Annotated in this window: 22 protein-coding genes, 1 tRNA gene and 2 pseudogenes; 9 read left to right on the top strand and 16 right to left on the bottom strand. The window is 58.6% G+C overall.

Features of this window, described 5'->3' with window-relative positions:
• Positions 1-25: 25 nt before the first annotated feature.
• The 5 genes from iscU to trmJ all read right to left on the bottom strand — a co-directional run bounded on the left by iscU (position 26) and on the right by trmJ (position 4,099).
• Positions 26-412: a Fe-S cluster assembly scaffold IscU gene (iscU, locus tag HX851_RS40100; RefSeq protein WP_007929523.1), complete on the bottom strand. Its 387-nt coding sequence runs from the start codon at positions 410-412 to the stop codon at positions 26-28.
• A gap of 102 nt (positions 413-514) precedes the next feature.
• Positions 515-1,729: an IscS subfamily cysteine desulfurase gene (locus tag HX851_RS40105; RefSeq protein WP_177065208.1), complete on the bottom strand. Its 1,215-nt coding sequence runs from the start codon at positions 1,727-1,729 to the stop codon at positions 515-517.
• 50 nt (positions 1,730-1,779) lie between these two features.
• The gene (gene iscR / locus HX851_RS40110; RefSeq protein ID WP_026013140.1) at positions 1,780-2,271 is read right to left on the bottom strand and encodes a Fe-S cluster assembly transcriptional regulator IscR; all 492 of its coding nucleotides are present in this window, start codon (positions 2,269-2,271) and stop codon (positions 1,780-1,782) included.
• Positions 2,272-2,549: 278 nt separating this feature from the next.
• On the bottom strand, positions 2,550-3,326 hold the full coding sequence (gene cysE / locus HX851_RS40115; protein ID WP_177065206.1) for a serine O-acetyltransferase: 777 nt from the start codon (positions 3,324-3,326) through the stop codon (positions 2,550-2,552).
• A gap of 2 nt (positions 3,327-3,328) precedes the next feature.
• The gene (gene trmJ, locus HX851_RS40120; RefSeq protein ID WP_177065204.1) at positions 3,329-4,099 is read right to left on the bottom strand and encodes a tRNA (cytosine(32)/uridine(32)-2'-O)-methyltransferase TrmJ; all 771 of its coding nucleotides are present in this window, start codon (positions 4,097-4,099) and stop codon (positions 3,329-3,331) included.
• 145 nt (positions 4,100-4,244) lie between these two features.
• Here trmJ and suhB point away from each other — a divergent pair, with 145 nt between their 5' ends.
• Positions 4,245-5,060, top strand: a complete 816-nt coding sequence (gene suhB, locus HX851_RS40125) for a type III secretion system regulator SuhB (RefSeq protein WP_017123694.1) — start codon at positions 4,245-4,247, stop codon at positions 5,058-5,060.
• Between the two features lie 149 nt (positions 5,061-5,209).
• Here the strand turns inward: suhB and HX851_RS40130 are convergent, their stop codons facing one another.
• The 6 genes from HX851_RS40130 to queA form a co-directional block, all read right to left on the bottom strand.
• Complete coding sequence (locus HX851_RS40130; RefSeq protein ID WP_177057861.1) at positions 5,210-5,758, bottom strand: glycine zipper 2TM domain-containing protein; 549 nt, start codon at positions 5,756-5,758, stop codon at positions 5,210-5,212.
• A 120-nt stretch (positions 5,759-5,878) separates the two neighbouring features.
• Positions 5,879-6,793 (bottom strand): protein translocase subunit SecF, encoded by a 915-nt coding sequence (gene secF, locus HX851_RS40135; protein WP_177057862.1) that lies wholly within the window; start codon positions 6,791-6,793, stop codon positions 5,879-5,881.
• Positions 6,794-6,802: 9 nt separating this feature from the next.
• A complete protein-coding gene (gene secD, locus HX851_RS40140) occupies positions 6,803-8,671 on the bottom strand; it encodes a protein translocase subunit SecD (protein WP_177057863.1) in 1,869 nt (622 codons plus the stop codon).
• Between the two features lie 62 nt (positions 8,672-8,733).
• Positions 8,734-9,072, bottom strand: coding sequence for a preprotein translocase subunit YajC (gene yajC, locus HX851_RS40145; protein ID WP_017123690.1), 339 nt, complete (start codon positions 9,070-9,072; stop codon positions 8,734-8,736).
• Positions 9,073-9,113: 41 nt separating this feature from the next.
• Positions 9,114-10,229, bottom strand: coding sequence for a tRNA guanosine(34) transglycosylase Tgt (gene tgt / locus HX851_RS40150; RefSeq protein WP_167331613.1), 1,116 nt, complete (start codon positions 10,227-10,229; stop codon positions 9,114-9,116).
• 14 nt (positions 10,230-10,243) lie between these two features.
• A complete protein-coding gene (gene queA / locus HX851_RS40155) occupies positions 10,244-11,308 on the bottom strand; it encodes a tRNA preQ1(34) S-adenosylmethionine ribosyltransferase-isomerase QueA (protein ID WP_177057864.1) in 1,065 nt (354 codons plus the stop codon).
• A 108-nt stretch (positions 11,309-11,416) separates the two neighbouring features.
• On the opposite strand from queA, the gene HX851_RS40160 reads away from it, so the two are divergent.
• The 8 genes from HX851_RS40160 to HX851_RS40195 all read left to right on the top strand — a co-directional run bounded on the left by HX851_RS40160 (position 11,417) and on the right by HX851_RS40195 (position 18,244).
• A tRNA-Leu gene (locus tag HX851_RS40160) sits at positions 11,417-11,501 on the top strand.
• A 94-nt stretch (positions 11,502-11,595) separates the two neighbouring features.
• Complete coding sequence (locus HX851_RS40165; protein WP_177065202.1) at positions 11,596-11,925, top strand: hypothetical protein; 330 nt, start codon at positions 11,596-11,598, stop codon at positions 11,923-11,925.
• Positions 11,926-12,299: 374 nt separating this feature from the next.
• The gene (locus HX851_RS40170; protein ID WP_017123685.1) at positions 12,300-12,776 is read left to right on the top strand and encodes a formate dehydrogenase subunit gamma; all 477 of its coding nucleotides are present in this window, start codon (positions 12,300-12,302) and stop codon (positions 12,774-12,776) included.
• Positions 12,773-14,335, top strand: coding sequence for a formate dehydrogenase beta subunit (locus HX851_RS40175; RefSeq protein ID WP_177065200.1), 1,563 nt, complete (start codon positions 12,773-12,775; stop codon positions 14,333-14,335). Before HX851_RS40170 ends, HX851_RS40175 begins: the two co-directional genes overlap by 4 nt.
• Positions 14,332-17,220 (top strand): formate dehydrogenase subunit alpha, encoded by a 2,889-nt coding sequence (gene fdhF / locus HX851_RS40180; RefSeq protein WP_177065198.1) that lies wholly within the window; start codon positions 14,332-14,334, stop codon positions 17,218-17,220. The genes HX851_RS40175 and fdhF overlap by 4 nt, the downstream gene beginning before the upstream one ends.
• A complete protein-coding gene (locus HX851_RS40185) occupies positions 17,217-17,438 on the top strand; it encodes a formate dehydrogenase subunit delta (protein WP_177065196.1) in 222 nt (73 codons plus the stop codon). Before fdhF ends, HX851_RS40185 begins: the two co-directional genes overlap by 4 nt.
• A gap of 289 nt (positions 17,439-17,727) precedes the next feature.
• Positions 17,728-17,991, top strand: a complete 264-nt coding sequence (locus tag HX851_RS40190) for a CopG family ribbon-helix-helix protein (protein WP_177065195.1) — start codon at positions 17,728-17,730, stop codon at positions 17,989-17,991.
• Positions 17,954-18,244 (top strand): type II toxin-antitoxin system RelE/ParE family toxin, encoded by a 291-nt coding sequence (locus HX851_RS40195; protein WP_177065193.1) that lies wholly within the window; start codon positions 17,954-17,956, stop codon positions 18,242-18,244. The genes HX851_RS40190 and HX851_RS40195 overlap by 38 nt, the downstream gene beginning before the upstream one ends.
• A gap of 114 nt (positions 18,245-18,358) precedes the next feature.
• On the opposite strand, the pseudogene HX851_RS40200 reads toward HX851_RS40195, so the two are convergent.
• From HX851_RS40200 to HX851_RS40220, 5 genes and pseudogenes are all read right to left on the bottom strand, one after another.
• Positions 18,359-18,638, bottom strand: a pseudogene (locus HX851_RS40200) (DUF3077 domain-containing protein).
• Between the two features lie 481 nt (positions 18,639-19,119).
• Positions 19,120-22,353 (bottom strand): phosphoribosyltransferase-like protein, encoded by a 3,234-nt coding sequence (locus HX851_RS40205; protein ID WP_177065191.1) that lies wholly within the window; start codon positions 22,351-22,353, stop codon positions 19,120-19,122.
• A 92-nt stretch (positions 22,354-22,445) separates the two neighbouring features.
• Positions 22,446-23,269, bottom strand: a pseudogene (locus HX851_RS40210) (NYN domain-containing protein).
• A 1,635-nt stretch (positions 23,270-24,904) separates the two neighbouring features.
• Positions 24,905-25,402: a sterol desaturase family protein gene (locus HX851_RS40215; protein WP_177065189.1), complete on the bottom strand. Its 498-nt coding sequence runs from the start codon at positions 25,400-25,402 to the stop codon at positions 24,905-24,907.
• Positions 25,403-25,543: 141 nt separating this feature from the next.
• Positions 25,544-26,509 carry a hypothetical protein gene (locus tag HX851_RS40220; protein ID WP_177062227.1) on the bottom strand — a complete coding sequence of 322 codons (966 nt, stop codon included), beginning with the start codon at positions 26,507-26,509 and terminating at the stop codon, positions 25,544-25,546.
• Between the last annotated feature and the right edge of the window lie 75 nt (positions 26,510-26,584).

A 26,584-nucleotide genomic window follows, 5' to 3' on the forward strand; every position in this document is an offset into this window, starting at 1 on the left:
ACTAATCGCTTGAACGCCGGATCGTTTAGATCAGGCCTTTCTTCTGCTTGTAATCGCGAACGGCAGCCTTGATGGCGTCTTCGGCGAGTACCGAGCAGTGGATTTTCACTGGCGGCAGGGCCAGCTCTTCGGCCAACTGAGTGTTCTTGATGGTCTCTGCTTCATCCAGAGTCTTGCCCTTCATCCACTCGGTCGCCAGGGAGCTGGAGGCGATAGCCGAACCGCAACCGTAGGTCTTGAACTTGGCGTCTTCGATGATGCCTTGCTCGTTGACCTTGATCTGCAGGCGCATCACGTCACCGCACGCCGGAGCACCGACCATGCCGGTACCGACATCCGGATCCTCGGCATTCATCTTGCCGACGTTACGCGGGTTTTCGTAGTGGTCGATGACCTTTTCGCTGTAAGCCATGGTACTTAATCCTCACTCATCAGGGCCGCTCTTGAGCCCCTGTAGTTGCGCTTGCGTCAGTCGCCGCGTCGCTACAGGAGCTGTATCCGGCGGCTTCTATAGTTAGTGTGCCGCCCACTCGATCTTCGAGATATCGACGCCATCTTTGAACATGTCCCACAGCGGCGACAGGGCGCGCAGCTTGGTCACGGCCTCGCAGACTTTCTGCGCGGCGTAATCGATTTCTTCCTCGGTGGTGAAGCGACCGAAGGTGAAGCGGATCGAGCTGTGTGCCAGTTCGTCGTTGCGGCCCAGGGCGCGCAGTACGTACGAAGGCTCCAGTGAAGCCGAGGTGCAGGCGGAACCGGAGGAAACCGCGAGGTCCTTGAGCGCCATGATCAGCGACTCGCCTTCGACGTAGTTGAAGCTCAGGTTCAGGTTGTGCGGTACGCGGGCGGTCATGCTGCCGTTGATGTACAGCTCTTCCAGGTGCTCGACCTGCTTGTAGAAGCGGTCGCTCAGGGCCTTGATGCGCACGTTCTCGGCAGCCATGTCTTCCTTGGCCACGCGGAAAGCCTCACCCATGCCGACGATCTGGTGGGTCGCCAGGGTGCCGGAACGCATGCCACGCTCGTGACCGCCGCCGTGCATGGTCGCTTCGAGGCGCACACGCGGCTTGCGGCTGACGTACAGCGCGCCGATGCCTTTGGGACCGTAGGTCTTGTGGGCCGAGAAGGACATCAGGTCGACCTTCAGCGTCTGCAGGTCGATACCGACCTTGCCGGTCGACTGGGCGGCGTCAACGTGGAACAGCACGCCACGCGAACGGGTCAGTTCACCGATGGCAGCGATGTCGTTGACGGTACCGATTTCGTTGTTCACGTGCATGATCGAAACCAGGATGGTGTCGTCGCGCAGGGCGGCTTCGACCATGGCCGGCGTGATCAGACCGTCTTCACCCGGCTCGATGTAGGTGACTTCGAAACCTTCACGCTCCAGTTGGCGAGTGGTGTCGAGGACCGCCTTGTGCTCGATCTTGCTGGTGATCAGGTGCTTGCCCTTGGTGTGGTAGAAATGCGCAACACCCTTGATCGCCAGGTTGTCGGACTCGGTGGCACCAGAGGTCCAGACGATTTCACGCGGGTCGGCATTGACCAGGTCGGCGACCTGGCGCCGAGCGTTCTCGACCGACTCCTCGGCTTTCCAGCCGAACACGTGGGAACGCGAAGCCGGGTTACCGAAGTTTCCGTCGACCAGCAGGCATTCACTCATTTTCTGCGCGACACGCGGATCAACCGGGGTGGTCGCTGAGTAATCAAGGTAAATCGGCAATTTCATGGACTATCTCCTAAATCAGGCTGGCTGGCGCACCGCGGGCTCTTTGGCTGTCATTCGACGGCGGACGCTTCGATCTTATCCAGGCGTGGCGCCTTGCCATTACAGCGGCGCTGATCCTGACGCTGGGCGACTTCTTGTACCTCACGGCGAGTCACAAGGTCCGCCAAGCTGATACCACTGAGAAATTCGTGGATCTGCAGGCTGAGGTCACACCACAAGTGGTGGGTCAGGCAGGTGTCGCCGGAGTGGCAATCACCGAGCCCCTGGCACTTGGTGGCGTCGACCGATTCATTCACTGCGTCGATCACCTGGGCAACCTGGATTCCCTGCATGTCGCGCGACAGCTGGTAGCCGCCGCCCGGACCACGGACACTGGACACCAGATTGCTGCGACGCAATTTGGCGAAAAGCTGTTCGAGGTAGGACAGGGAGATGCCTTGGCGCTCGGAGATATCGGCCAGGGACACCGGCCCGTGTTGCGCGTGCAACGCCAGGTCGAGCATGGCGGTCACGGCGTATCGGCCTTTTGTAGTCAGTCGCATGGACAATTACCACGGAGTTACGGAATGAGGACGAGTATGCTATTCCCGAGTATTTAAGTCAACTATAAGACCTAGTACTTTAGTCGGGATTACCCGTAAAAGAGCGCGCGTATTGTAGCAAAGTCCCTGGCGTAATGGCACCGGGCTAGACCGATGGCTTCCTGCTGCTCCCGAGGACGCCATCGCCGGCAAGCCGGCTCCCACAATATCCAAGTGCGCCCACAAATCCCTTGCAGGAGCTGGCTTGCCGGCGATGAGGCCAGCAAGCCCGACGAGGCTCAACCCGCCTTGACCTCACCCTCATCCTTCACTTCGACAAAACCTTCACAGTGCAGCTCCGGCAGATCCTTGGCGCAGTAGCTGCTGCCCAGGTCCTTCAGCGCACCGCACATACCTTCCAGGCGCCCATCGACCGCCTGCAGGTGATCGAGCATCTGGCCGATGGCCCGCGCCACAGGATCCGGCATGTCTTCGCTGACGCCATAGGCATCGAACCCCAGCTTCTCGGCCATCGCCTTGCGCTTGGCCTCCTGCTGGTCGTCGGACTTCATGATGATCCGCCCCGGAATCCCCACCACCGTTGCCCCCGGCGGCACCGCCTTGGTCACCACCGCATTGGAACCGACCTTGGCCCCGGCGCCGACGGTGAATGGCCCCAGCACCTTGGCACCGGCACCGACCACCACGCCATCTTCCAGGGTCGGATGGCGCTTGCCCTTGTTCCAGCTGGTTCCCCCCAGGGTCACGCCCTGGTAGAGGGTCACGTCATTGCCGATCTCGGCGGTTTCACCGATAACGATGCCCATGCCATGGTCGATAAAGAAACGCCGCCCGACTTTGGCCCCCGGATGAATCTCGATACCGGTCAGCCAGCGACCGAAGTTCGACACCACGCGCGCCAGCCACTTCCAGCCCATGCCCCACAGCGAATGACTCAGGCGATGCAGCCAGATGGCGTGCATGCCGGGGTAGCAGGTCAGGACTTCAAAGGCATTGCGCGCCGCCGGGTCACGATGGAATACGCTCTGGATATCTTCACGCAAACGCTCGAACATCATTAATCCTTCCGCTTAAGAAGCTCGCCACGGGCCGCTTTCTGGGTTTCCGTGAGGATGCCACGCAATATATTCATTTCCGCCCGGCTGACCGAGCTACGTCCGTAAAGGCGACGCAGGCGCGCCATCAGGTGCCGCGGTTTTTCCGGATCGAGGAACTCGATGGCCACCAGCGTCTGCTCCAGGTGCTCATAGAATCGCTCCAACTCATCCATGGTCGCCAACTCGCCACTGCGGGTCGACGCCACTTCATCCTTCTCGATCTTGTGTGGCCGGCCTTCAGCCGCCAACCAGGCCATACGCACCTCATAACTCAACACCTGCACCGCCGCCCCGAGGTTCAGCGAACTGAACTCAGGGTCCGATGGGATATGCACGTGATAATGACATCGCTGCAGTTCGTCGTTGGTCAGGCCGGAATCTTCCCGACCGAATACCAGGGCGATCTGTGCATCCTGCGCCGCCTCCTCGACCACTTTCACCCCGGACTCGCGAGGATCCAGCAGCGGCCAGGGAATCCGTCGATCCCGCGCACTGGTGCCGAACACCAGGTTGCAGCCGACCAACGCATCCTCCAAGGTGGCGACGACCTGGGCGTTTTCAAGGATATCGGTGGCGCCGGAGGCACGGGCATCAGCCTCATGGGAGGGGAAAATGCGCGGCTCGACCAGTATCAGGCGTAACAAGCCCATGTTCTTCATGGCTCGCGCAGCCCCGCCGATATTGCCCGGATGACTGGTATTGACCAGAACGACTCGAATATTTTGCAGCACGGGCAGGCGCTCTCGGACAGGGCAAAGGGGAGCAAATCTTACAGAAGCACTCGGGTTTGCGCCACGAAACTGAATGTCATCCTTCACCGATAACACTTTTCTGTTAGAATGTTCGGCTTTCTTTAACACTCTAGGTGAAACGTCCATGCAGCCCATGCTGAATATCGCGCTGCGCGCCGCCCGCAGCGCCAGTGAATTGATTTTCCGCTCCATCGAGCGCCTGGATACCATCAAGGTCGACGAAAAAGACGCCAAGGACTACGTGTCCGAGGTTGATCGTGCTGCCGAGCAGAAAATCATCGACGCTCTGCGCAAAGCGTATCCGACCCACGCCATCCGCGGCGAAGAAACCGGTTTCCATGCCGGCAGCGGTGAAGGCGAAGAATACCTGTGGATCATCGACCCACTTGATGGCACCACCAACTTCCTGCGCGGCATCCCGCACTTCGCGGTCAGCATTGCCTGCAAATACCGCGGCCGCCTTGAGCACGCCGTGGTTCTGGACCCGGTTCGCCAGGAAGAATTCACCGCCAGCCGTGGCCGCGGTGCCCAGTTGAACGGCCGTCGCCTGCGCGTCAGCGGTCGCACCAGCCTCGACGGCGCCCTGCTGGGCACCGGCTTCCCGTTCCGCGACGACCAGATGGACAACATCGACAACTACCTGGGCATGTTCCGCGCCCTGGTCGGCCAGACCGCCGGCATTCGCCGCGCCGGTGCTGCGAGCCTCGACCTGGCCTACGTCGCTGCTGGTCGTTTCGACGCCTTCTGGGAATCGGGCCTGTCCGAGTGGGACATGGCAGCGGGCGCCCTGCTGATCCAGGAAGCGGGCGGCCTGGTGAGCGACTTCACCGGCGGTCACGATTTCCTTGAGAAAGGCCATATCGTCGCCGGCAACACCAAGTGCTTCAAGGCCGTGCTGACCGCAATCCAGCCGCACCTGCCGGCTTCGCTGAAGCGCTAAGCGCCCGGCAATGAAAAAGCACCCCGAGGGGTGCTTTTTTTGTGTCTGCGACTCGCGGGGTTGGCCCGGGATGTGACGCGGAGCGTCACTGGCTGCATTCCCACGCGGAGCGTGGGAACGATCAACGCGGAGCGTGGGAACGATCAGGCTTATTGGCCGGGCTGATTCTGACTGAGGATCAGGCGACCTTCCTTGTCGACCGGGATCTGATTGCCCGGATCACGATCCATGCGCACCTTGCCTTCCTTGCCGTCGAGCTGGTAACGCACGTCATAACCCACCAGCTTGTCGCTGACATCATTCACCGTGCTGCAGCGCTTCTGGGTCGTGGTGTAGGTATCACGCTCCTGCATGCCCTCCTGCACCTTGTTGCCGGCATAACCACCACCGACCGCACCGACCACCGTTGCCAGCGTCTTGCCCTTGCCGCCACCGACCAGGCTGCCCAGCAGGCCACCGCCCACCGCACCCAGCGCCGTACCCGCCAGGCGATGCTCATCCTGGACCGGCTTCTGCCGGGTCACCGCCACGTCCTCACAGACTTGGCGCGGGGTCTTGATCTGTGTCTTGACCGGCTCGACCGCCAAGACCTGCGCATACTCAGGGCCGCTCTTCACCATGCTGTAGGTCGCAACAGCACCTCCGGCGGTGACACCGACAGCACCCAATACCGCACCCACCAGCAACGACTTGTTCACGTGAACCTCCTGACCATCACAGCGGGAAATATCCGCATCTCTCCTAGCCTTGGAGCATGAAAAAAGGCGCGAGTTCAATACTCGCGCCTTTCAGGGTGACAACCGGAGGAAAAGTGATCGTCAAGGACGGTCGTCGATTTCCTTCTGGGTGTTGGCCGGAGGAATCAGGTCTTCGCTGTTCAGGTTCAGCCAGATCAGTACCACGTTGGCGATGTAGATCGACGAGTAGGTACCCGCCAGCACGCCGATGAACAACGCAACGGAGAAACCGAACAGGTTGTCGCCGCCGAAGAACAGCAAGGCCGCGATCGCCAGCAGGGTGGAGATCGACGTCGCCATGGTCCGCAGCAGGGTCTGGGTGGTCGAGATGTTGATGTTCTCGATCAGGCTGGCCTTGCGCAGCACCCGGAAGTTCTCGCGAACCCGGTCGAATACCACGATGGTGTCGTTGAGTGAGTAACCGATGATCGCCAGTACCGCCGCCAGCACCGTCAGGTCGAAGGTGATCTGGAAGAACGACAGGATACCCACGGTCACGACCACGTCATGGATCAGCGAGACGATGGCACCGACCGCGAACTTCCACTGGAAGCGGAAGGCCAGGTAGATCAGTACGCCGCCCAGCGCCATCAGCATGCCGAGGCCGCCTTGGTCGCGCAGCTCTTCACCCACCTGCGGGCCGACGAACTCGACGCGCTTGACCTGCGCCGGGTTGTCGCCGCCGGTCTTTTGCAGCGCGTCCGCCACCTGGTGGCCCAGTTGCGGGTCTTCGCCCGGCATCCGCACCAGCAGGTCGGTGGTCGCGCCGAAGCTCTGCACGATCGCTTCGTGATAACCGGCCGTGACCAGTTGCTCACGAACCTTGGTGACATCGGCCGGACGCTCGTAGGTCAGCTCGATCAGCGTACCGCCGGTGAAATCCAGACCGTAGTTCAGGCCCTTATGGAACCAGCTGAACAACGCCAGAACGGTAAGGAGCACGGTGACGCCGAACGCAACGTTGCGAACGCCCATGAAGTTGATAGTACGTAACATGGCAGCCCCTTAAATCCACAACTTCTTGAAGTCACGACCGCCGAAGATCAGGTTGACCATCGCGCGGGTCACCATGATGGCCGTGAACATCGAGGTAAAGATCCCGAGGGACATGGTCACCGCAAAGCCCTTGACCGGACCGGTACCCATGGCGAACAGGATGCCGCCCACCAGCAAGGTGGTCAGGTTGGCGTCGACAATCGCCGTGTAGGCACGGCTGAAGCCCTCGTTGATCGCCCGCTGAACCGTCATGCCCGCCGCGATCTCTTCACGTATCCGCGAGAAGATCAGTACGTTGGCGTCGACCGCCATGCCCATGGTCAGAACGATACCGGCGATACCCGGCAGGGTCAGCGTCGCCCCCAGCAAGGACATCAGGGCCAGCAGCGCGACCATGTTGAAGGCCAGTGCCACGGTGGCGATGATGCCGAAGAAGCGGTAGATCGCGATGATGAACAGCGAGACGAACAGCATTCCCCACAGCGACGCATCGATACCCTTGGTGATGTTGTCGGCACCCAGGCTCGGGCCAATGGTACGTTCTTCAGCGAAGTACATCGGTGCGGCCAGACCGCCGGCACGCAGCAGCAGGGCCAGTTCCGAGGATTCGCCCTGACCGTTCAGGCCGGTGATGCGGAACTGCGCGCCCAGCGGCGACTGGATGGTCGCCAGGCTGATGATCTTCTTCTCTTCCTTGAAGGTCTGCACCGGCACGTCTTTCTCGACGCCGTTGACCACTTGCTTGGTGTAGGTGGTGACCGGACGCTGCTCGATAAAGATCACGGCCATCTGGCGACCGACGTTGGAGCGCGTGGCACGGCTCATCAGCTCGCCACCATGACCATCCAGGCGGATGTTCACTTCCGGGGTACCGTGCTCGCCGAAACCGGCCTTGGCATCGGTCACCTGGTCGCCGGTGATGATCAGCCCGCGCTCGATCAACGCGGGAGGACGGTTGCCTTCACGGAACTCGAACTCTTCGGAAGTCGCCTTCGACGCACCCGGCTCGGCGGCCAGGCGGAACTCGAGGTTGGCGGTCTTGCCGAGGATACGCTTGGCTTCAGCCGTGTCCTGCACGCCCGGCAGCTCGACCACGATGCGATTGGCACCCTGGCGCTGCACCAGCGGCTCGGCCACACCCAGCTCGTTGACGCGGTTACGGACCGTGGTCAAGTTCTGCTTGATGGAGTACTCACGGATTTCCGCCAGCTTGGCCGGGGTCATCGCCAGACGCAGCACCGCCTGACCATTCAGGTCGGCCGGAACAATGTCGAAATCGTTGAAGCTCTTGCGAATCAGGGCACGGGCCTGTTCGCGGGAATCATTGTCAGAGAAGCCCAGCTGGATGGCGCCATTGAGCTGCGGCAGGCTGCGATAACGCACACGCTCTTTGCGCAACAGGCTCTTGACGTCGCCTTCGTAGACTTTCAGGCGGGCATCGAGGGCTTTGTCCATGTCCACTTCCAGCAGGAAGTGCACACCACCGGACAAGTCCAGACCCAGCTTCATCGGGTGCGCGCCAAGGCTGCGCAGCCATTGCGGGGTGGTCTGTGCCAGGTTGAGGGCCACTACGTAGTCGTCGCCGAGGGCTTTACGCACCACGTCCTTGGCCGGCAGTTGGTCTTCCTGCCTGGTCAGGCGCAGCAGGCCGTCCTTGCCGTTGGCGGCCAGGGTCGCGCCCTTGACGGCGATGCCGGCTTCGGTGAGCGCCTTGCTCACCCGGTCCAGATCGGCCTGGTTGACCTGCAGCGCCGTGCTGGCGCCACTGACCTGGATCGCCGGATCGTCAGGGTAGAGATTGGGAGCGGAATAAATAAAACCGACCGCCAGCACCGCCAGGATCAGTACGTATTTCCACAGAGGGTATTTGTTCAGCATCACGCCGCCCGCTTATGACGCGGGGCGCCTTGCGCGCCCCGTCGATTGTTGAATGTTGAAACTTAGATCGCTTTCAGCGTGCCTTTAGGCAGAGTGGCCGCGATGGCACCCTTCTGGAACTTCATTTCGACGGTGTCGGAAACTTCCAGCACGACGAAATCGTCGGTCACTTTCAGGATCTTGCCGGCAATACCACCGGTGGTCACCACTTCGTCACCCTTGGCCAGGTTGCCCAGCAGATTCTTCTGCTCCTTGGCACGCTTGGCCTGTGGACGCCAGATCATCAGGTAGAAGATGACCAGGAAGCCGACCAGGAAAATCCATTCGAAACCACCGCCCATCGGACCTGCGGCGGCAGGTGCAGCGGTGTCCGCCAGGGCGGAAGAGATGAAAAAGCTCATGTAGCACTCCAGTTGCAAAATTGATTCTAAGGTCTGAAAACTCAGTCCAAAGGCGGCACGGGAAGCCCGCGCTTGGCGTAGAAGGCATCGACAAAGGCGGCCAATGTACCCTGTTGAATAGCCTCGCGCAAACCAGCCATAAGCAGTTGGTAATGGCGCAAATTGTGGATGGTATTCAACATACTCCCCAGCATTTCGCCGCACTTGTCCAGATGATGCAGATAAGCACGGGAGAAGTTCTGGCAGGTGTAGCAATCGCAGGTCGGATCCAGCGGCGAATCATCATGGCGATGGAACGCGTTACGGATCTTCAGCACGCCGGTATCGACGAACAGATGCCCGTTGCGGGCATTACGGGTCGGCATCACGCAATCGAACATGTCCACCCCGCGGCGGACACCCTCCACGAGATCTTCCGGCTTGCCAACGCCCATAAGGTAACGAGGTTTGTCAGCGGGCATCTGGCCCGGCAGGTAATCCAGCACCTTGATCATCTCGTGCTTGGGCTCGCCCACCGACAGGCCGCCGATGGCCAGGCCGTCGAAACCGATCTTGTCGAGGCCTTCGAGGGAGCGCATGCGCAGGTTCTGGTGCATGCCGCCCTGGACGATACCGAACAGCGCCGCGGTGTTGTCGCCATGGGCGTTCTTCGAACGCTGGGCCCAGCGCAGCGACAGTTCCATGGAGACCCGGGCGACGTCTTCATCCGCCGGGTACGGCGTGCACTCGTCGAAAATCATCACGATGTCCGAGCCCAGGTCGCGCTGGACCTGCATCGACTCTTCCGGCCCCATGAACACCTTGGCGCCGTCCACCGGCGAGGCGAAGGTCACGCCCTCCTCCTTGATCTTGCGCATGGCGCCCAGGCTGAACACCTGGAAACCGCCGGAATCGGTAAGGATCGGGCCTTTCCACTGCATGAAGTCATGCAGGTCGCCGTGTTTCTTGATCACTTCGGTGCCCGGACGCAGCCACAGGTGGAAGGTGTTGCCCAGGATGATCTCGGCACCGGTGGCGACGATATCCCGTGGCAGCATGCCCTTGACCGTGCCGTAGGTGCCCACCGGCATGAAGGCCGGGGTCTCGACGGTGCCGCGCGGGAAGGTCAGGCGACCGCGACGGGCCTTGCCATCGGTGGCGAGCAACTCGAACGACATACGACTGGTGCGACTCATGCTTGATCCTCGGGTGCCGATTCCTGGGGTCCGGTCGGCGCGGGGTTGCGGGTGATGAACATCGCATCACCGTAACTGAAGAAGCGGTAGCCGTTGTCCACGGCGGCCTTGTAGGCGGCCATGGCTTCGGGGTAACCGGCGAAGGCCGAAACCAGCATCAGCAGCGTGGATTCGGGCAGGTGGAAGTTGGTGACCAGGGCGTCGACCACATGGAACGGCCGGCCCGGGTAGATAAAGATGTCGGTATCGCCACTGAACGGCTTGAGCACGCCATCACGGGCGGCGCTTTCCAGCGAGCGCACGCTGGTGGTGCCCACCGCGACCACCCGGCCACCGCGCGCGCGGCAGGCCGCGACGGCATCCACCACGTCCTGGCTGACTTCCAGCCATTCGTTGTGCATATGGTGGTCTTCGATCCGCTCCACGCGCACCGGCTGGAAGGTACCGGCGCCGACATGCAGGGTCACGAACGCGGTCTCGACGCCCTTGGCGGCAATGGCCTCCAGCAGCGGCTGGTCGAAATGCAGGCCGGCAGTCGGCGCGGCCACGGCGCCCAGGCGTTCGGCATAGACCGTCTGATAACGCTCGCGGTCCGAGCCCTCGTCGGGACGGTCTATATAAGGAGGCAACGGCATATGACCGACGCGCTCCAGCAGGGGCAGCACTTCCTCGGCGAAACCCAGTTCGAACAGGGTGTCGTGACGGGCCAGCATCTCGGCCTCGCCACCGCCTTCGATGAGGATCTTCGAGCCGGGTTTGGGCGACTTGCTGGAGCGCACATGGGCCAGCACGCGGTGGCTGTCGAGCACCCGCTCCACAAGGATTTCCAGCTTGCCGCCGGAAGCTTTCTGGCCGAAAAGACGGGCTGGAATGACCCGGGTATTGTTGAACACCATCAAGTCGCCGGGGCGTAAATGCTCAAGCAAATCAGTGAATTGACGGTGTGCCAGCGCGCCGCTGGGCCCATCCAGGGTCAGCAGGCGGCTATTGCGACGCTCGGCCAGCGGATGGCGAGCGATCAGGGAATCGGGGAGCTCGAAAGTAAAGTCAGCGACGCGCATGATGGGGTTCGTCTAGCAGGGCCGGAAAGTTTAGCGGAATTCGCCAAAATTGACCATGAAAGGCGATTGACCAACGGTAATCGCGTCTCTATACTTCGCCGCCATTGAGCCCTGATGGCGGAATTGGTAGACGCGGCGGATTCAAAATCCGTTTTCGAAAGGAGTGGGAGTTCGAGTCTCCCTCGGGGCACCAAAATTAAAAAAGACCTTGAATTTCAAGGTCTTTTTTTTCGTCTGCAGAAAAGCGGCCATCGTCCGCCACACACGACGACAGAGGACCCTGCATCATGGAATCGTCACTGGAAACAGTCGCTCTTTTTGCCCTCAAGCTGGCTTATGAAAGCGAAGGCCAGAGCCCGATTTTGCGCGACGATCCGGTCATGAGTGACTATCAGCGGGACGTGTTCGACTTGCTGGTGCGCAACCGCGATGTCGGCGCTATCCAGCGGAAGATGAATGCGTGCATAACGGTGGCGCTGGACGCCGTGGGTGGAACGGACAAGCCCCTGGGGCGCGAACTGCACAGACTGGCAACGGATTTCAGCCAGGCGCGGACCACCGAAGAAATGAATGCTCCGCTCGTCTTGCTCAAGGACTACCTGAAAGACATTCAGTGATGAGCTGCGCTCACCGTCCCCTCTCATGAATCAGGCGGAAGCCATGCTAAGTCGTTTTTTTTCGCCTCGTTTTTTTGCCGATTCCCCCGCCCGCCCCATGCCCCGGGCAACACCCTTCTATACTCAACGGTAGTCGCGGAAAGAACCGTGCACGTCGCTTTGGTGCCGATGAACCCAGGGCGGCGTGGCAAGCTGCCCCTTATGCCCTGAAGAGGTGCGGCAAAGACCGTACCGGGCCCAACAAGATGCCCGCTCAGGGTGCCTGGCCAACGGCCGACAATGCCACGATACCGTGACGTGGCGTGAATGCCGCAGCCGACACTTTCGGACAACCGACGACCTTGTGGTTTGTCCGTGACCGTGAGGAATGCTGTATGCCTGATGAGATGCTGCACCTGCCGATGGTCAACAGCCTGCTGGAGCGCCACAAAGGCTCCCCCGGCGCGCTGTTGCCGATCCTTCATGAGATTCAGGCGGGCATCGGCTACATCCCCGATGCCGCCATCCCCGAGATTGCCCACGCCCTCAACCTGAGCCAGGCCGAAGTTCGCGGGGTGATCAGTTTCTACCACGACTTCCGCACCGCGCCCCCGGCCCGACATATCCTGCGCTTGTGCCGCGCCGAGTCGTGCCAGAGCCGCGGGGCCGAGCAATTGGCAGCGCAGCTGCGCGAGCGCCTGCAGCTAGACGATCACGGCAGCAGCGCCGACGGCAGCATCAGCCTGCGCCCGGTCTATTGCCTCGGTGCCTGCGCCTGCTCCCCCGCCCTCGAACTGGATGGCCAGGTGCATGCACGGCTCAGCGCCGAACGCCTGGATGCCCTGCTCGACGCCTGTCGGGAGGATGCATGATGCCCAGCCTCTACCTGCCCGCCGACTCCCTGGCCCGCGCCGTCGGTGCCGATGACGTCGCCGCGGCCCTTGCCGCCCAGGCCAAGGAACGCCATCTGCCGCTGGATCTGCAACGCACCAGTTCCCGAGGCCTGTACTGGCTCGAACCACTGCTGGAAATCGACAGCCCGCAAGGCCGTCTCGGCTTCGGCCCGTTGACTGCCGCCGATGTGCCGTCGCTGCTCGACGCCCTGCAAGGCGATCCCTCCACCCATCCACTGGCCCTCGGCCTGGTGGAACAACTCCCCTACCTGAAAACCCAGCAACGCCTGCTGTTCGCCCGCGCCGGGATTACCCGACCGCTGTCCCTGGAGGATTACCGTGCCCACGGCGGCTTCGAGGGCCTGACCCGGGCCATCGCCCTCGGCGACGAGCAGACCGCTACCGCCGTGTTCGATTCCGGCCTGCGCGGTCGTGGCGGCGCGGCCTTCCCCGCCGGGATCAAATGGCGCACGGTGCGTGGTACCCAGGCTGCGCAAAAGTACATCGTCTGCAACGCCGACGAAGGCGACTCCGGCACCTTCGCCGACCGTATGCTGATGGAAGGCGACCCCTTCCTGCTGATCGAGGGCATGGCCATTGCCGGCCTCACCGTCGGGGCCAGCTACGGCTACATCTATGTACGCTCGGAATATCCCCAGGCCGTGGCGACCTTGCGCGAAGCCCTGGACATCGCCCGCGCCGCCGGCTACCTCGGCGCCAATGTCAGCGGCAGCGGCCAGGCCTTCGACCTGGAAGTCCGCGTCGGTGCCGGCGCCTATATCTGTGGCGAGGAAACCGCGCTGCTGGACTCCCTCGAAGGCAAGCGCGGGATCGTCCGCGCCAAGCCGCCGATCCCCGCCCTGCAAGGCCTGTTCGGCCAGCCGACCCTGGTACACAACGTGCTGACCCTGGCCTCGGTGCCACTGATCCTGGCCAAGGGCGCGCAGTTCTATCGCGACTACGGCATGGGCCGCTCCCTGGGCACCATGCCCTTCCAGCTGGCGGGCAACATCCGTCACGGCGGCCTGGTCGAAAGGGCCTTTGGCCTGACCCTGCGCGAGCTGGTGGAAGACTATGGCGGCGGCACCGCCAGTGGCCGGCCGCTGAAGGCAGCCCAGGTCGGTGGCCCTCTCGGTGCCTGGGTGCCACCCGGGCAATTCGACACGCCGCTGGAGTACGAAGCCTTCGCCGCCATCGGTGCCATGCTCGGCCACGGTGGCGTGGTGGTGGCGGACGACAGCCTCGACATGGCCCGCATGGCGCGCTTCGCCCTGCAGTTCTGCGCCGAGGAATCCTGTGGCAAATGCACCCCGTGCCGCATCGGCTCCACCCGCGGCGTGGAGGTCATCGATCGCCTGCTGGCCGCACCCGACCAGGGTGGTCGCGATGAACAGGCGATCATCCTCAAGGACCTGTGCGACACCCTGCAATACGGTTCGCTGTGTGCGTTGGGCGGCATGACCTCCTATCCGGTGGCCAGCGCCCTCAAGCATTTCCCCGCCGACTTCGGTCTGCAGCCCTCGGAGGCCGACCAATGATCACTCTCTTCGACCCGAAAACCGATATCGACCTGGGCACCCCTGCCCGCGACAGCCAGGTGCAGGTCACCCTGACCATCGATGGCCGCAGCATCAGCGTGCCCGAAGGCACCTCGGTCATGCGCGCCGCCGCGTTGCTGGGCACCAGCATTCCGAAACTGTGCGCCACCGACAGCCTGGAAGCCTTCGGCTCCTGCCGCATGTGCCTGGTGGAGATCGACGGCATGCGCGGCTACCCGGCGTCCTGCACCACGCCGGTCAGCGAAGGCATGACCGTGCACACCCAGACGCCGAAGCTCGCCACCCTGCGGCGCAACGTCATGGAACTGTACATCTCCGATCACCCGCTGGACTGCCTGACCTGCTCGGCCAACGGCAACTGCGAGTTGCAGACCGTCGCCGGCCAGGTCGGCCTGCGGGAGGTGCGCTACGGCTACGAAGGTGAAAACCACCTCGCCGACAAGAAAGACACCTCCAATCCCTACTTCGACTACGACCCGAGCAAGTGCATCGTCTGCAACCGCTGCGTACGCGCCTGCGAAGAAACCCAGGGCACCTTTGCCCTGACCATCACCGGACGCGGTTTCGAATCGCGGGTCTCGGCCGCCGGGGGCGAAGATTTCCTCGACTCGGAATGCGTGTCCTGTGGCGCCTGCGTGCAAGCCTGCCCCACCGCGACCCTGATGGAAAAAAGCGTGGTCGAACTGGGTCAGCCCGAGCATGCCGTGATCACCACCTGCGCCTACTGTGGCGTGGGCTGCTCGTTCCGCGCCGAAATGAAAGGCGACCAACTGGTGCGCATGGTTCCCGACAAGAACGGCCAGGCCAACCACGGCCACTCCTGCGTCAAGGGCCGCTTTGCCTGGGGCTACGCCACCCACCCGGATCGCATCACCAAGCCGATGATCCGCAAGCACATCAGCGATCCCTGGCAGGAAGTCAGCTGGGATGAAGCGGTGACCTACGCCGCCGGCGAATTCCGCCGCCTGCAACAGAAATACGGTCGCGACTCCATCGGCGGCATCACCTCCAGCCGCTGCACCAACGAAGAAACCTACCTGGTACAGAAACTGGTGCGCGCGGCCTTCGGCAACAACAACGTCGACACCTGCGCGCGGGTCTGCCACTCGCCCACCGGCTACGGCCTGAAACAGACCCTCGGCGAATCCGCCGGCACCCAGAGTTTCGACTCGGTAATGCAGGCCGATGTGATCCTGGTCATGGGTGCCAACCCCAGCGACGCCCACCCGGTATTCGCTTCCCAGCTCAAGCGTCGCCTGCGCGAGGGTGCCCGGCTGATCGTCATCGACCCACGGCGCATCGACCTGGTGGACGCGGTGCATGCCCGCGCCGACCTGCACCTGGCGCTGCGCCCGGGCACCAACGTCGCCATGCTCAACGCCCTGGCCCACGTCATCGTCACTGAAAACCTCCTCGACCAGGCCTTTATCGACGCCCGTTGCGAAGGCAGCGACTTCGCCCGCTGGAGCGAGTTCGTCAGCCGCGCGGAAAACTCGCCGGAAGTCCTTGGCCTGATCTGCGGCGTCGACGCGGCCGACATCCGTGCCGCCGCCCGCCTCTACGCCGGCGCCGGCAACGCGGCGATCTACTACGGCCTGGGCATCACCGAACACAGCCAGGGCAGCACCGCGGTCATGGGCATCGCCAACCTGGCCATGGCCACCGGCAACATCGGCCGCGAAGGCGTCGGCGTCAACCCGCTGCGGGGGCAGAACAACGTCCAGGGTTCCTGCGACATGGGCTCCTTTCCTCACGAACTGCCCGGCTACCGGCATATCTCCAACGAAGTGGTACGGGCGCAGTTCGAACAGGCCTGGAACGTCACCCTGCAACCCGATCCGGGTCTGCGCATTCCCAACATGTTCGAGTCCGCCCTGGCCGGCAGCTTCAAGGGCCTGTACTGCCAGGGCGAAGACATCGCCCAGAGCGATCCGAATACCCAGCACGTCACTGCGGCGCTGTCGGCCATGGAGTGCGTGGTGGTGCAGGACATCTTCCTCAACGAAACCGCCAAGTTCGCCCACGTGTTCCTGCCGGGCAGCTCGTTCCTGGAAAAGGACGGCACTTTCACCAACGCCGAGCGGCGCATCTCGCGGGTACGCAAGGTCATGGAACCGCTGGGTGGCAAGGCCGACTGGGAAGGCACCGTGGCCCTGGCCAACGCCCTGGGCTATCCGATGAACTACCAGCACCCGTCGCAAATCATGGATGAAATCGCCAGCCTGACGCCGACCTTCACCCACGTCAGCTACGCCGCCCTGGACAGCCATGGCAGCCTGCAATGGCCGTGCAACGCCGCGGCGCCGGACGGCACGCCGACCATGCACATCGAGCAATTCGTGCGCGGCAAGGGGCGCTTCATGCTCACCGGCTACGTGCCCACCGAGGAAAAGGTCAACAACCGCTACCCGCTGCTGTTGACCACTGGACGCATCCTCAGCCAATACAACGTCGGTGCCCAGACCCGACGCACCGACAACGTCGCCTGGCACGACGAAGACCGCCTGGAAATCCACCCGACCGACGCCGAGAGCCGGGGCATCAACGAAGGCGACTGGGTCGGCATCGGCAGCCGCGCGGGCCAGACCGTACTGCGTGCGCGGGTCACCGAACGAGTGGCGCCGGGCGTGGTGTACACCACCTTCCACTTCCCGGAATCGGGGGCCAACGTCATCACCACCGACAACTCCGACTGGGCCACCAACTGTCCGGAGTACAAGGTCACCGCCGTGGAAGTCAGCCGCGTGTATCACCCTTCCGAGTGGCAGAAACGCTTCCAGGCCTTCAGTGACGAACAGCAACGCCTGCTCGACGAACGCCGCCATGCGCGCGGTGCCGGAGCAAAAGCGGAGGTACGCCGATGAGCACTGAAAACCTGATCAAGATGGCCAACCAGATCGCCCAGTACTTCGCCAGCGAACCGGACCAGCACCAGGCTGTGCTGGGCGTACGCAACCATCTGCAGATGTTCTGGACGCCGGGGATGCGCAAGGAACTGCTGGCCTGGCAAACCACGCATCAAGGCGCGGACCTGCATCCACTGGCGCAGGAAGCGGTCAGTGGCGCGGGGTGGGAGGCCTAGGTTCGCGCTGTCCGCTGGGATTGCTCCTTGGCTGGCTGAAGATCGGCCAAGGGGCTTTCCTGCCGTATTCAACGTTGACCACTCGCGCCATGCGTCTGCGGCGCAAAAGGAATGTCGGCAGCTTTTTGAAACCTTACGGCTGAGACTGTGAGTCCCGTTCGTATTCACTATCGGGGACAAAGAGATCGTTCGTCCGGCAGTTCAGCCAGCGGTTGAAATACACGCCTCCAAGGGTATACATTCAAAACATCTGTATACGATGTATACATCAGCTGACGAGGGCTCAACCATGGCTTCCCCTGTGCTGTCATTTCGCGTCGACGAGGTGTTGGTCGAACAGCTCGATCAGTTGTCAGCGGCAACTGATCGAGATCGCCAGTACCACCTCAAGCGCGCCTTGGCCCGTTACATCGAAGCCGAATCCTGGCACATCCATGCCATTGCCGAGGGCGTCGCCGACGCAGACGCGGGTCACCTGACCGATCTGAAAACCATCAAGGCCAAGTGGGTGAACCGTGCCAAACATCGCGTTGACGGACAAAGCGGACAGTGATTTAGAGGCGATTCATGAGTACTACGCATCACGCTTGGGCGCAGCATTCGCCGATGGCGTGGTCGCTCAGATTTTTGAGGCATTGGAACAACTGGAAACCTTTACAGGATTAGGCAGAGCCTCCCAACAGCCGGGTGTCAGAGAGTTGGTTCTATCCAGATTCCCCTTCATCGCCCCGTACCGCGTGATTCATGGCGAAGTCCAGATATTGCGCGCCCTCCACCAACGCACGGAGCGTGCGGAAGACTGGTGATTTCGGCCATTGCCGCACACACCGGTACTAGCCGAGCTTGCTCGCGAAGAACGATGACGCGGTGAGCCTGCCGACACTCACCGCCAATCTGCATCTCAAACGGACATCACCCGCCTACACCGACGCCTCACGCAACATCCCCTGCGTCAGATCATCAATTACCGCCTTACCCATTTCCCCCAGGTAATGCGAGGCCCAGGCATAACGCTCGCCGTCGGTTTCCAGAGCAGCATCCAGGGACAGTACCTTGGCGCAATACAACAGGATGGAAGCGTGCTCCATGGCCTCCATGGATCGGCACATCGGCATTCACGCGAAACAGCTCACGGCCTTGGGAACCGCAGGAAGAAAAGGTGACGGCACCGAGGGTTTTGATGGGGGGTTGCGTGGTCATTGGGCACCTCCGGCGAATGCCTGGGTGCTGGGGGTTACAACCTGAAAACTCGACTGACAAGAAACACTCATACGCTTGGCTCCTAATGTGAGAGAGCTACCACGTTCGTTTCCAGGCGAGTGGGTGGCAGCTGTACGCAGGCTGGAAACCGGGCCAATAGGAAAACCCGGCAGACCCAAAGGCCTCCCGCGCACAGCCGCCATAACACGGAGATACTGGCACAAAAAAGCACCAGCAGTCGTGATGAATGGTGGCGCCTATGCGCCTATTGTTCCACAGGTTTCCAGGCCTGGTCGCTGGATTGGCAGCGACAATTCAAGGGTAGCGTGATGCCGAGAGCATTCAAGGAAGCGTTTGAGGCGAGATATTTCAAAGCCGATGGTAAAAGCTATCGCTTTGAAATCCCGCTTACGCGCCCTCCAGACAAGTACCGCCGGCACATTAAAATCAAAATTCTAAAGTTCCAAAAAACCACCAACACTTAAGTAACGGGTCTAAGAAACAAAGCATTCCAAGGAGGGCTATCAACGCTAGATTTAAAAAGAATTGGTAGCGAGTTATTTGGACAAGTATATGGCAACACCAACAACAACCCCTGATCCTTATACCCCAAAGGAGACTTATAAAGCCGCAATCCTATTTTTGAACAAAGCGCCTTCGCCCTGAATTTCTCCTCATCACTACTCCACAGCCCATTATCTTCATTAGGAAAAGCATAGGCATCGTGCGAAAGATACTCACAAACATGATATTTTATATTATAAAAAATATTATCCTTCTCAATTTTCCGCTCCCCCTCCTCAGTAGATATCAACATTACAACCAAAACAGGAACGTTTAATCTCTCAAGAAACTCGCCGCAAGTACTTGTAAAATCTGACAACCCATCAGACAACGTCTTCCCCGTCCCAACAACGTCGTCTATTATTATAACTGCCTTTGGCGCATCATATTGGGATACTTCTTTTCCAGAAAGCCTCTTGAAAATATTTGCAGGTTCAATTATCCGCGTTGTTGAGATAGAGTTTATTTTTGCGTAGTCTCTAGCACATTGTGCTCCGCTCTTACCCACCCCATCAACATATGAAATCCAAACATCACTTCGTTTATCCGTCCGCCTCGTCATTGTTGCCGCACCTATTATTGGCCTAACAAAGCGATCATGGGCATCTTTAAACTTTTCTTCTATTTCCGCAGAAGAAAAAAATCGAATGTTTTGCAAAATCTTAAAAAGCAATCTTTGATCTTGAAAATCACCTACCTGATCAAGCCAAGCCCTCACATGTTCGCTACTGATTTTTTGTGATTTATATAAAGGCCACGTATCGGTAAGCTCCTGAATCTCTCCAGATTTGACGAAGGCCTGATCCTCTGCTTCTTTAATCCCAGCTTCAAGCTCATCAGCGTAGGTACTTGTGATAAGTTTAGAAACTCCAAAATCCATCAGCCATCGCTGAAAAATTGGAACTGTAAAATACAGCTCCCCGTGTCTTTCCCTAAGTATGTCCCTTCGTAAAAAATCATCAATCAAAGGCTGAACCTCATGCTCTTGAAGTCTAACCCTGTCTATATTATCTTTTACCCCTGAAATACTTGGATTCTTTGACCTTAAAGCCCTCCCTATAGAAACCAAAGCTCTAAGGCGTTTCAGCTCAGTAACTTCAGCCTGCTCTCTCTCCGCATTAATCCCATCCTTCCACATATGAGCAAAAGAATTCGTATCCAGCTCAGACAGCAAAATACTCAATCCATGCTCAACATCTGAAACTATAATTTCCGTATCTCTCTCAACTGTCGCATCAGATACAATTTTTGAACACAGCAACTTTGTATAATAGGGATGCCCATTAGTAAGCGTAAACAAAAAATTTATGGCTGCATCATCCCAATTCAGTTTCCCCTCCACAGGCTTTGTTACCAACTCAACATATTCATTCCACTCGCTCACCCTTGAAAAAAAATCTAACGGCTCACGTGAAAATTTATTAAGCTGATCACCCTGAGCGCCAATAATAAATGGCATCCGCTCGCCTCCAACCAGAATAAACGCCAAATTATTTTTTGCTGCTAAAGTTCTGAGATTAGCAAAGAAAGTTTCAGCTAACGGCCCTATTCGATACATTTCAGGATGTATCTCATCAAACTCATCTAAAACAATTATAAAACGAAGTTGCGGGTGCTTTTTTTCAAGCAGACGAGCAGACTGATTAAGGGCTGAAATAGACTCCGTAAAATCCGGATCAAAGCTATCGGCGGCGGGCAACGAATCATGTAAAAACGCGTAAATATTTTCACCCAATGACTTAAGGGTTTTCTCAGGTGACGTCGAACAATACTCCCCATACTCGAGATATAGCGTTCTAAAATCAGAACTCTGCTGCTCCAAATAATTCAAAACCGCTCTTGCCAAGGAAGTTTTTCCGATTCTTTTTTGTCCCGTTATGTAAGTTGAAGCCATTGGTTTTTTTAGCAGCTTATTACCAATAGCGCTAACCTTTACTGTGCGACCGACAAACATCTCCCCTTCCGCAACCTCCAAGCTATATGGCTCAAGCCGTTCTAATGAAGACCAATCAACATCTGGATCTTGGCCTTCAACATGGACATCAAAAATAGTTCCATCAGACTCATCAAAAACTTCTCTCCAGTTAATCTGAATGGTCATCTTTATTAACTTCGAAGAAGAGACCACGCAAGCTCTAACGGAAATTGAAAACTCCCCGACAGGAACGTCCCCCAAGTGCAGCTGCTCATTATCAAAAATCAGGCTCTGATTATCCGCCCCACAATCAACCTCAACTCTTACATCAATTGCAGTACTCGGCCCCTTATTAATCATAGGAATAGAAATAATTAAACTTTTATCTTCCTGATGTAAAGGGTAGCGCTTAGCGGCCGCTTTAGGTGGGTTCCTTAGCGGTTCAATAACTGACTTAAACTGGCTAGATGATGTATCCTTTATATTATCCAAGGCAATTGAAACCGACGCTAAAAATGGCTTTACAAAATCCCTCGATAAAAAAGAAGTATAGACCCTCAAAGCATCCTGAGTATTCGACACTAAGAGGCACAAATCATCAAATATTTCCTTATAACCTGCACCAACACAAGAATTCAATAAATATATTTTTTCACAGATAGTTTCCAACCTTGGCTTAATAATTGAATAGTTGAATGGCTGGAGATAGCTCTGAAATTGTCCCTGCCTTAATGCCTTTAGAATCAAATCTCGCTGATTCCCAATTCCTCCTAATTCATTAGGCAACCCCGAGAGAATCTTTAAGTTATCACAGGCACGACCATGAAATGCTTTTATCAGATGTATTTTTTCGAATGTTTGCTGCCTTTCAAGCCTGCATTGTTTTTTTATCTCAGGAGTATGTGTCTCTACAAGATTTATTATCTTTCTTGGAATTTGGCTATGAGGCTCCTCCAACTGAAGCAACCCCTCCACTGACAAAGCTCTAATCAGCAATAAAACCGCAGTGCGGTGCCCCTCCGACGCCGTTTCAATCTTACCTAATACACGCTCAATATTTTCGCCTGAGTAATGACCATTCAGGTGGCAAATATTGCAAATCGCAGAACATAGGGCATCACGAGCATCTGAAAATGCGCTATCTGTTAAGACCCCGCCACCTAACCTTTCAATCTCCTCTTCAAAACTTGAAACATAATGAAGTTCTCCACCAATATTTTCTTGTAACGAATTCATTATAAACCTCGCACGCACCACCAATTGAACTGTACATAAGATAAAAATTAAAATATAAGAGAGCAGCTCACAATAGTGCCGCCACCTATAATTTAGTGAGATGGACAATCATTACCAACTTTCTTATTACGAACGTACAAAACAGTACTACCTGATGCCCCCCTCGACTTTCCAGTTCAAACGATTTGCTTTGGCTGCGAATCAAACCACTGAGTTTGGTGTGCCCATACAGCCGAGAGTCGAAATCGGAACGTAGCTGGCTGATGTTGTTACCCAACGCTCCGAGAGGCACCCATCCGTCCTCATCGGCAATGTCATCCAGGATCTTCGCGATGAACTCCACCGGCACCTTCGGCTGTTTGGCCGAGGTTGGGGGAGGCGATGGCTTCTCTACCTCAGCAACAGGGTGAGCCGCCGCAGGTATTTTCTCCCCCTGCCCGCCCTGCTCAACCGCCACCTCAGCCCGCAAAATCTCGGTATAGATAAACTTGTCGCAAGCGGACACAAACGGCTTGGGCGTTTTCTCTTCACCGAAGCCATAGACCGTCATCCCTTCCTCACGCAAGCGCGCGGCCAGCCGGGTGAAGTCGCTGTCGCTGGAGACCAGGCAGAACCCATCAAACCGACGCGTATAGAGCAGGTCCATCGCATCGATGATCAGCGAACTGTCGGTGGCGTTCTTGCCCTTGGTGTAGGCGAATTGCTGGATAGGCTGGATGGAGTGATCCAGCATCAGCTTTTTCCAACTGCCCAGTTGCGGTGAGGTCCAGTCGCCGTACATGCGTTTCACGCTGGCGATGCCGTATTTGGCGATTTCCTCGAACAGGCCTTCGACAATCGCCGCCTGGGCGTTGTCGGCATCGATCAGCACGGCCAGGTGCTTCTGCTGGTGGTTGTGGGGCGATTTGGCAGCCATCACTCATCCTTGAAAAGTGACTGCCAGGGGGCGGGCTGAAGGTGATCAGTACCCGACAGGCAGTTCACTACGTCTTCCTTAACGAACATGAAGGCCTGGGGCATTGGCGCGTTGGCACGCCAGTAGCGGGGGCTTTGAGGGCGACGCTACTATTTTGGCATTACCGCGTCCACTGGCCGGGCTGGGGTTTACGACTAAAGGAGGATGGGTACGGTCGGGATTTTTCGGTGTTCACTTCAGGTCCGCGCCGTCTGGGCCGGCGCTTTCGCGGGCAAGCCCGGCTCCTACAGGTCCGAGTGTTACAAAGTATTTGCAGGAGTGTTCTGCGAACTTTGTACGAATTAAAACCCGCCCCGACCGGAGCCGGGGCAGGCCACCTCAACAACCCTTACCGCTGGTTATCGAAATGATCCCGTAGAAACTCATACAGGCGATAAGCCCGCAATGCGTTCACTACGAGGCTCCAGGTACGTCGCAGGATCTTTGACATACTTTGGCCCCCAAGGTGGGCCAAACCTCCAGCGTACTTACCGGAACACGTACGCCTTCAAGTCTCGCGCTAACGATGCTCTATGAGGCGGCCAGGCTGGTGGCCCCCTGAGTAGATCCGGCACGGGTTACTAAGCCGTGTCAGGGGGTCCGAAAATGCGCGCGCAGGCTTGGCCGTCTTTGAAAGTACCGCAGTGAGGGAGCGCAGACATAATATCCAAGCTTCTGCCGCTGAATAGGCCGGTTTGGCAGCAAACCTGAATCAAGACATTTCGAGGTTGCGCGTGCCTCAACGATTGCCAAGGCAGCAATATCGCAAGGTATTGCGAGATGCACGTGGTCCCCGTAAAATCGACCGCGCGCTAACGATCTCTATGAGACAAGCAAACTGACTTCAAGAAGCCGGCTTTGCGGAAAAAACCGCCCTACTAAGGCGGTTTTTTTTCGCCCCCGACTTTTCGGCGACGAACAGAGCGAGACACCGGCGGCGGCTCAGTGAACGATGCAATTGGGGATGGCGGTTGGTAGCCAGCGATAATTCTAAACCCGTCCCGACCGAAGTCGGGGCAGGCCACCTCAACAACCCTTACCGCTGGTTATCGAAGTGATCCCGTAGAAACTCATACAGGCGATAAGCCCGCAATGCGTTCACTACGAGGCTCCAGGTACGTCGCAGGATCTTTGACATACTTCGGCCCCCCAAGGTGGGCCAAACCTCCGGCGTACTTACCGGAACACGTACGCCTTCAAGTCCACGTGAAGGACTCCATGAGGCGGCCAGGCGGATGGCCCCCTGAGCGAATCCGGCACGGGTTACTAAGCCGTGTCAGGGGGTCCGAAAATGCGCGCGCAGGCCTGGCTGCCTCATGACACTCCTTTAACGTGAGAGCGCCGACATCGTATCCGAGCGCCAGTCGTCAGATGTTTCCATCAGGCTTTTTTTTCGGCGAAGTTCAATCAAGACATTTCAGACTGAGCCAGTCTTTGTTCCAGCCAACCCTCCCGGTGGATGAGCGTTGCACAACACTAAGAGTCTCAGTAACATTGAACCGTCCACGTGAAGGTCTCTATGAGATCAGCAAATCAGTTTCATACTGGCTTTGCGCAAAAAACCGCCCTACTAAGGCGGTTTTTTTTCGTCCCGACTCAGGCCTGCTCGCCCGCCTCAGCACGACACTCAACGCCACGCCGCGATTCGCGCAGCTGGCGCTTCAGCGTGCGCAACGGCGGCGCATACAGGAAGCCGAACGACACACTGTCCTTGCGCCCTTTCACCGCGTGGTGCAGCAGGTGCGCCTGGTACAGGCGTTTCAGGTAGCGATTGCGCGGCCGCGGGCGGAACGGCCAGTAGCGGTGCACGATGCCGTCATGCACCACCACGTAGATGATCCCGAACGCCGCGACGCCGGCGCCGATCCACTGCAAGGGATCGTGCCCCGTATTGCCCAGCACGATCAGGGTGATCGCCACCGCTGCCAGCACCAGCAGGTAGAGGTCGTTGCTCTCGAACGCCCCCAGGTGTTCCTCGTGGTGCGAACGGTGCAGGAACCAGCCCCAGCCATGCATGACGTACCTGTGCGCCAGGTAGCCGACTCCCTCCATGGCGACCAGGGTGCAGAGGAACAGGGCAAGGTGGCTGATCATGGAACGCTGTCGGCTCGCGGGAACGTCAGGGAATCAAGCGGGAGAAGTTGTCGAACGGTGCCCAAGCATACCCTGCCACGCGCGAAAATCGAGCCCCGCGGCGACGGGCGTTGCTGGGGCAGAAGCCTGATCTTCGCGGCCTCACCAACTTCCAAGCATTTCAAGCCGGAAAGGCGCCAGCAACTCGAATAACAGTTCATCGCTGATGGGGGTGTCGATGCGCGCCTTCATCCAGTTGATGAACAGCGGGGATTGCCGCAGCTGCGCCCAATTGGAGATAACGCCTTCGGTCATGATTTTATGCAACGCGGTGTTTTGAGCGTTGACATGATCCTTGTGCTGCAGGGCCGAAGGCGTGTAGTTGTCCGCGCCATAAAAGGGGTCCAGCGCCTCGATGATTTGCCCCGCCAGATCGCCCATGGCATCGAGTCGATTTCGATAATCCTGGGCGTCTGCCGAGTCGACTTTCTGGAACAGGCAGTATCCATCACCGAAGCCGATGCGCCCGTTCGATGCAGTGACGACCTTGAACAGTGGCCTGAAACCATAGAACTGATATTTGGCGAAGTTGAAGGCTTCGATGGAGCGCTGGGCACCGATGGTTTCGGCGAAGATGCCATGTCGATTGAGGCGCCCCCATATTTCAGCGTAGGGATAGTCGTTATCCACACCTTCCTCGATGCCTGCGTAATCCTTGCAGATAGCAACGTTGTAGCGCACGTTGGGCGTCGTCTCAAGCCACTCGTTGGTGCCACAGGTGACAAAACACAGCCGTTTACGCGCCAGCTCGCCCTGGAGCGATACCTGGTAACGGCGACAAGGCTGGCTCCCTTCGATAAAGCCATCCTCGTAACTGGAGTGGGCAACCCGCATACCCTCCATATATCCGGCGCTGCCTTGCGCCATTTGCGCCAGCAGTCCCGAGGTCAGTTGTGCCACCGGAGCATGAAAGGGATCGATCAGATAGAAGCTGTCACAGATATTCCAGAACAACCCCACCGAACAGCCCACGTCATTACCTGAGCCGGGGTAAAACAATCGGCGGTTAGCCCCCGTATTGATCGAATGGAGAAAAATACGTGCGGCGGAAAGGGTTTTCGAGTCCATTGCATCAGCCTCCAACGTCCATGACTGGGCTGAGACTAGACGCCTGCCGGATTAGTGCCAGTACGCTCCAGCTTG

Origin of the sequence: Pseudomonas gingeri (assembly GCF_013385635.1) — a bacterium.
Taxonomy (GTDB): Bacteria; Pseudomonadota; Gammaproteobacteria; order Pseudomonadales; family Pseudomonadaceae; genus Aquipseudomonas; species Aquipseudomonas gingeri_A.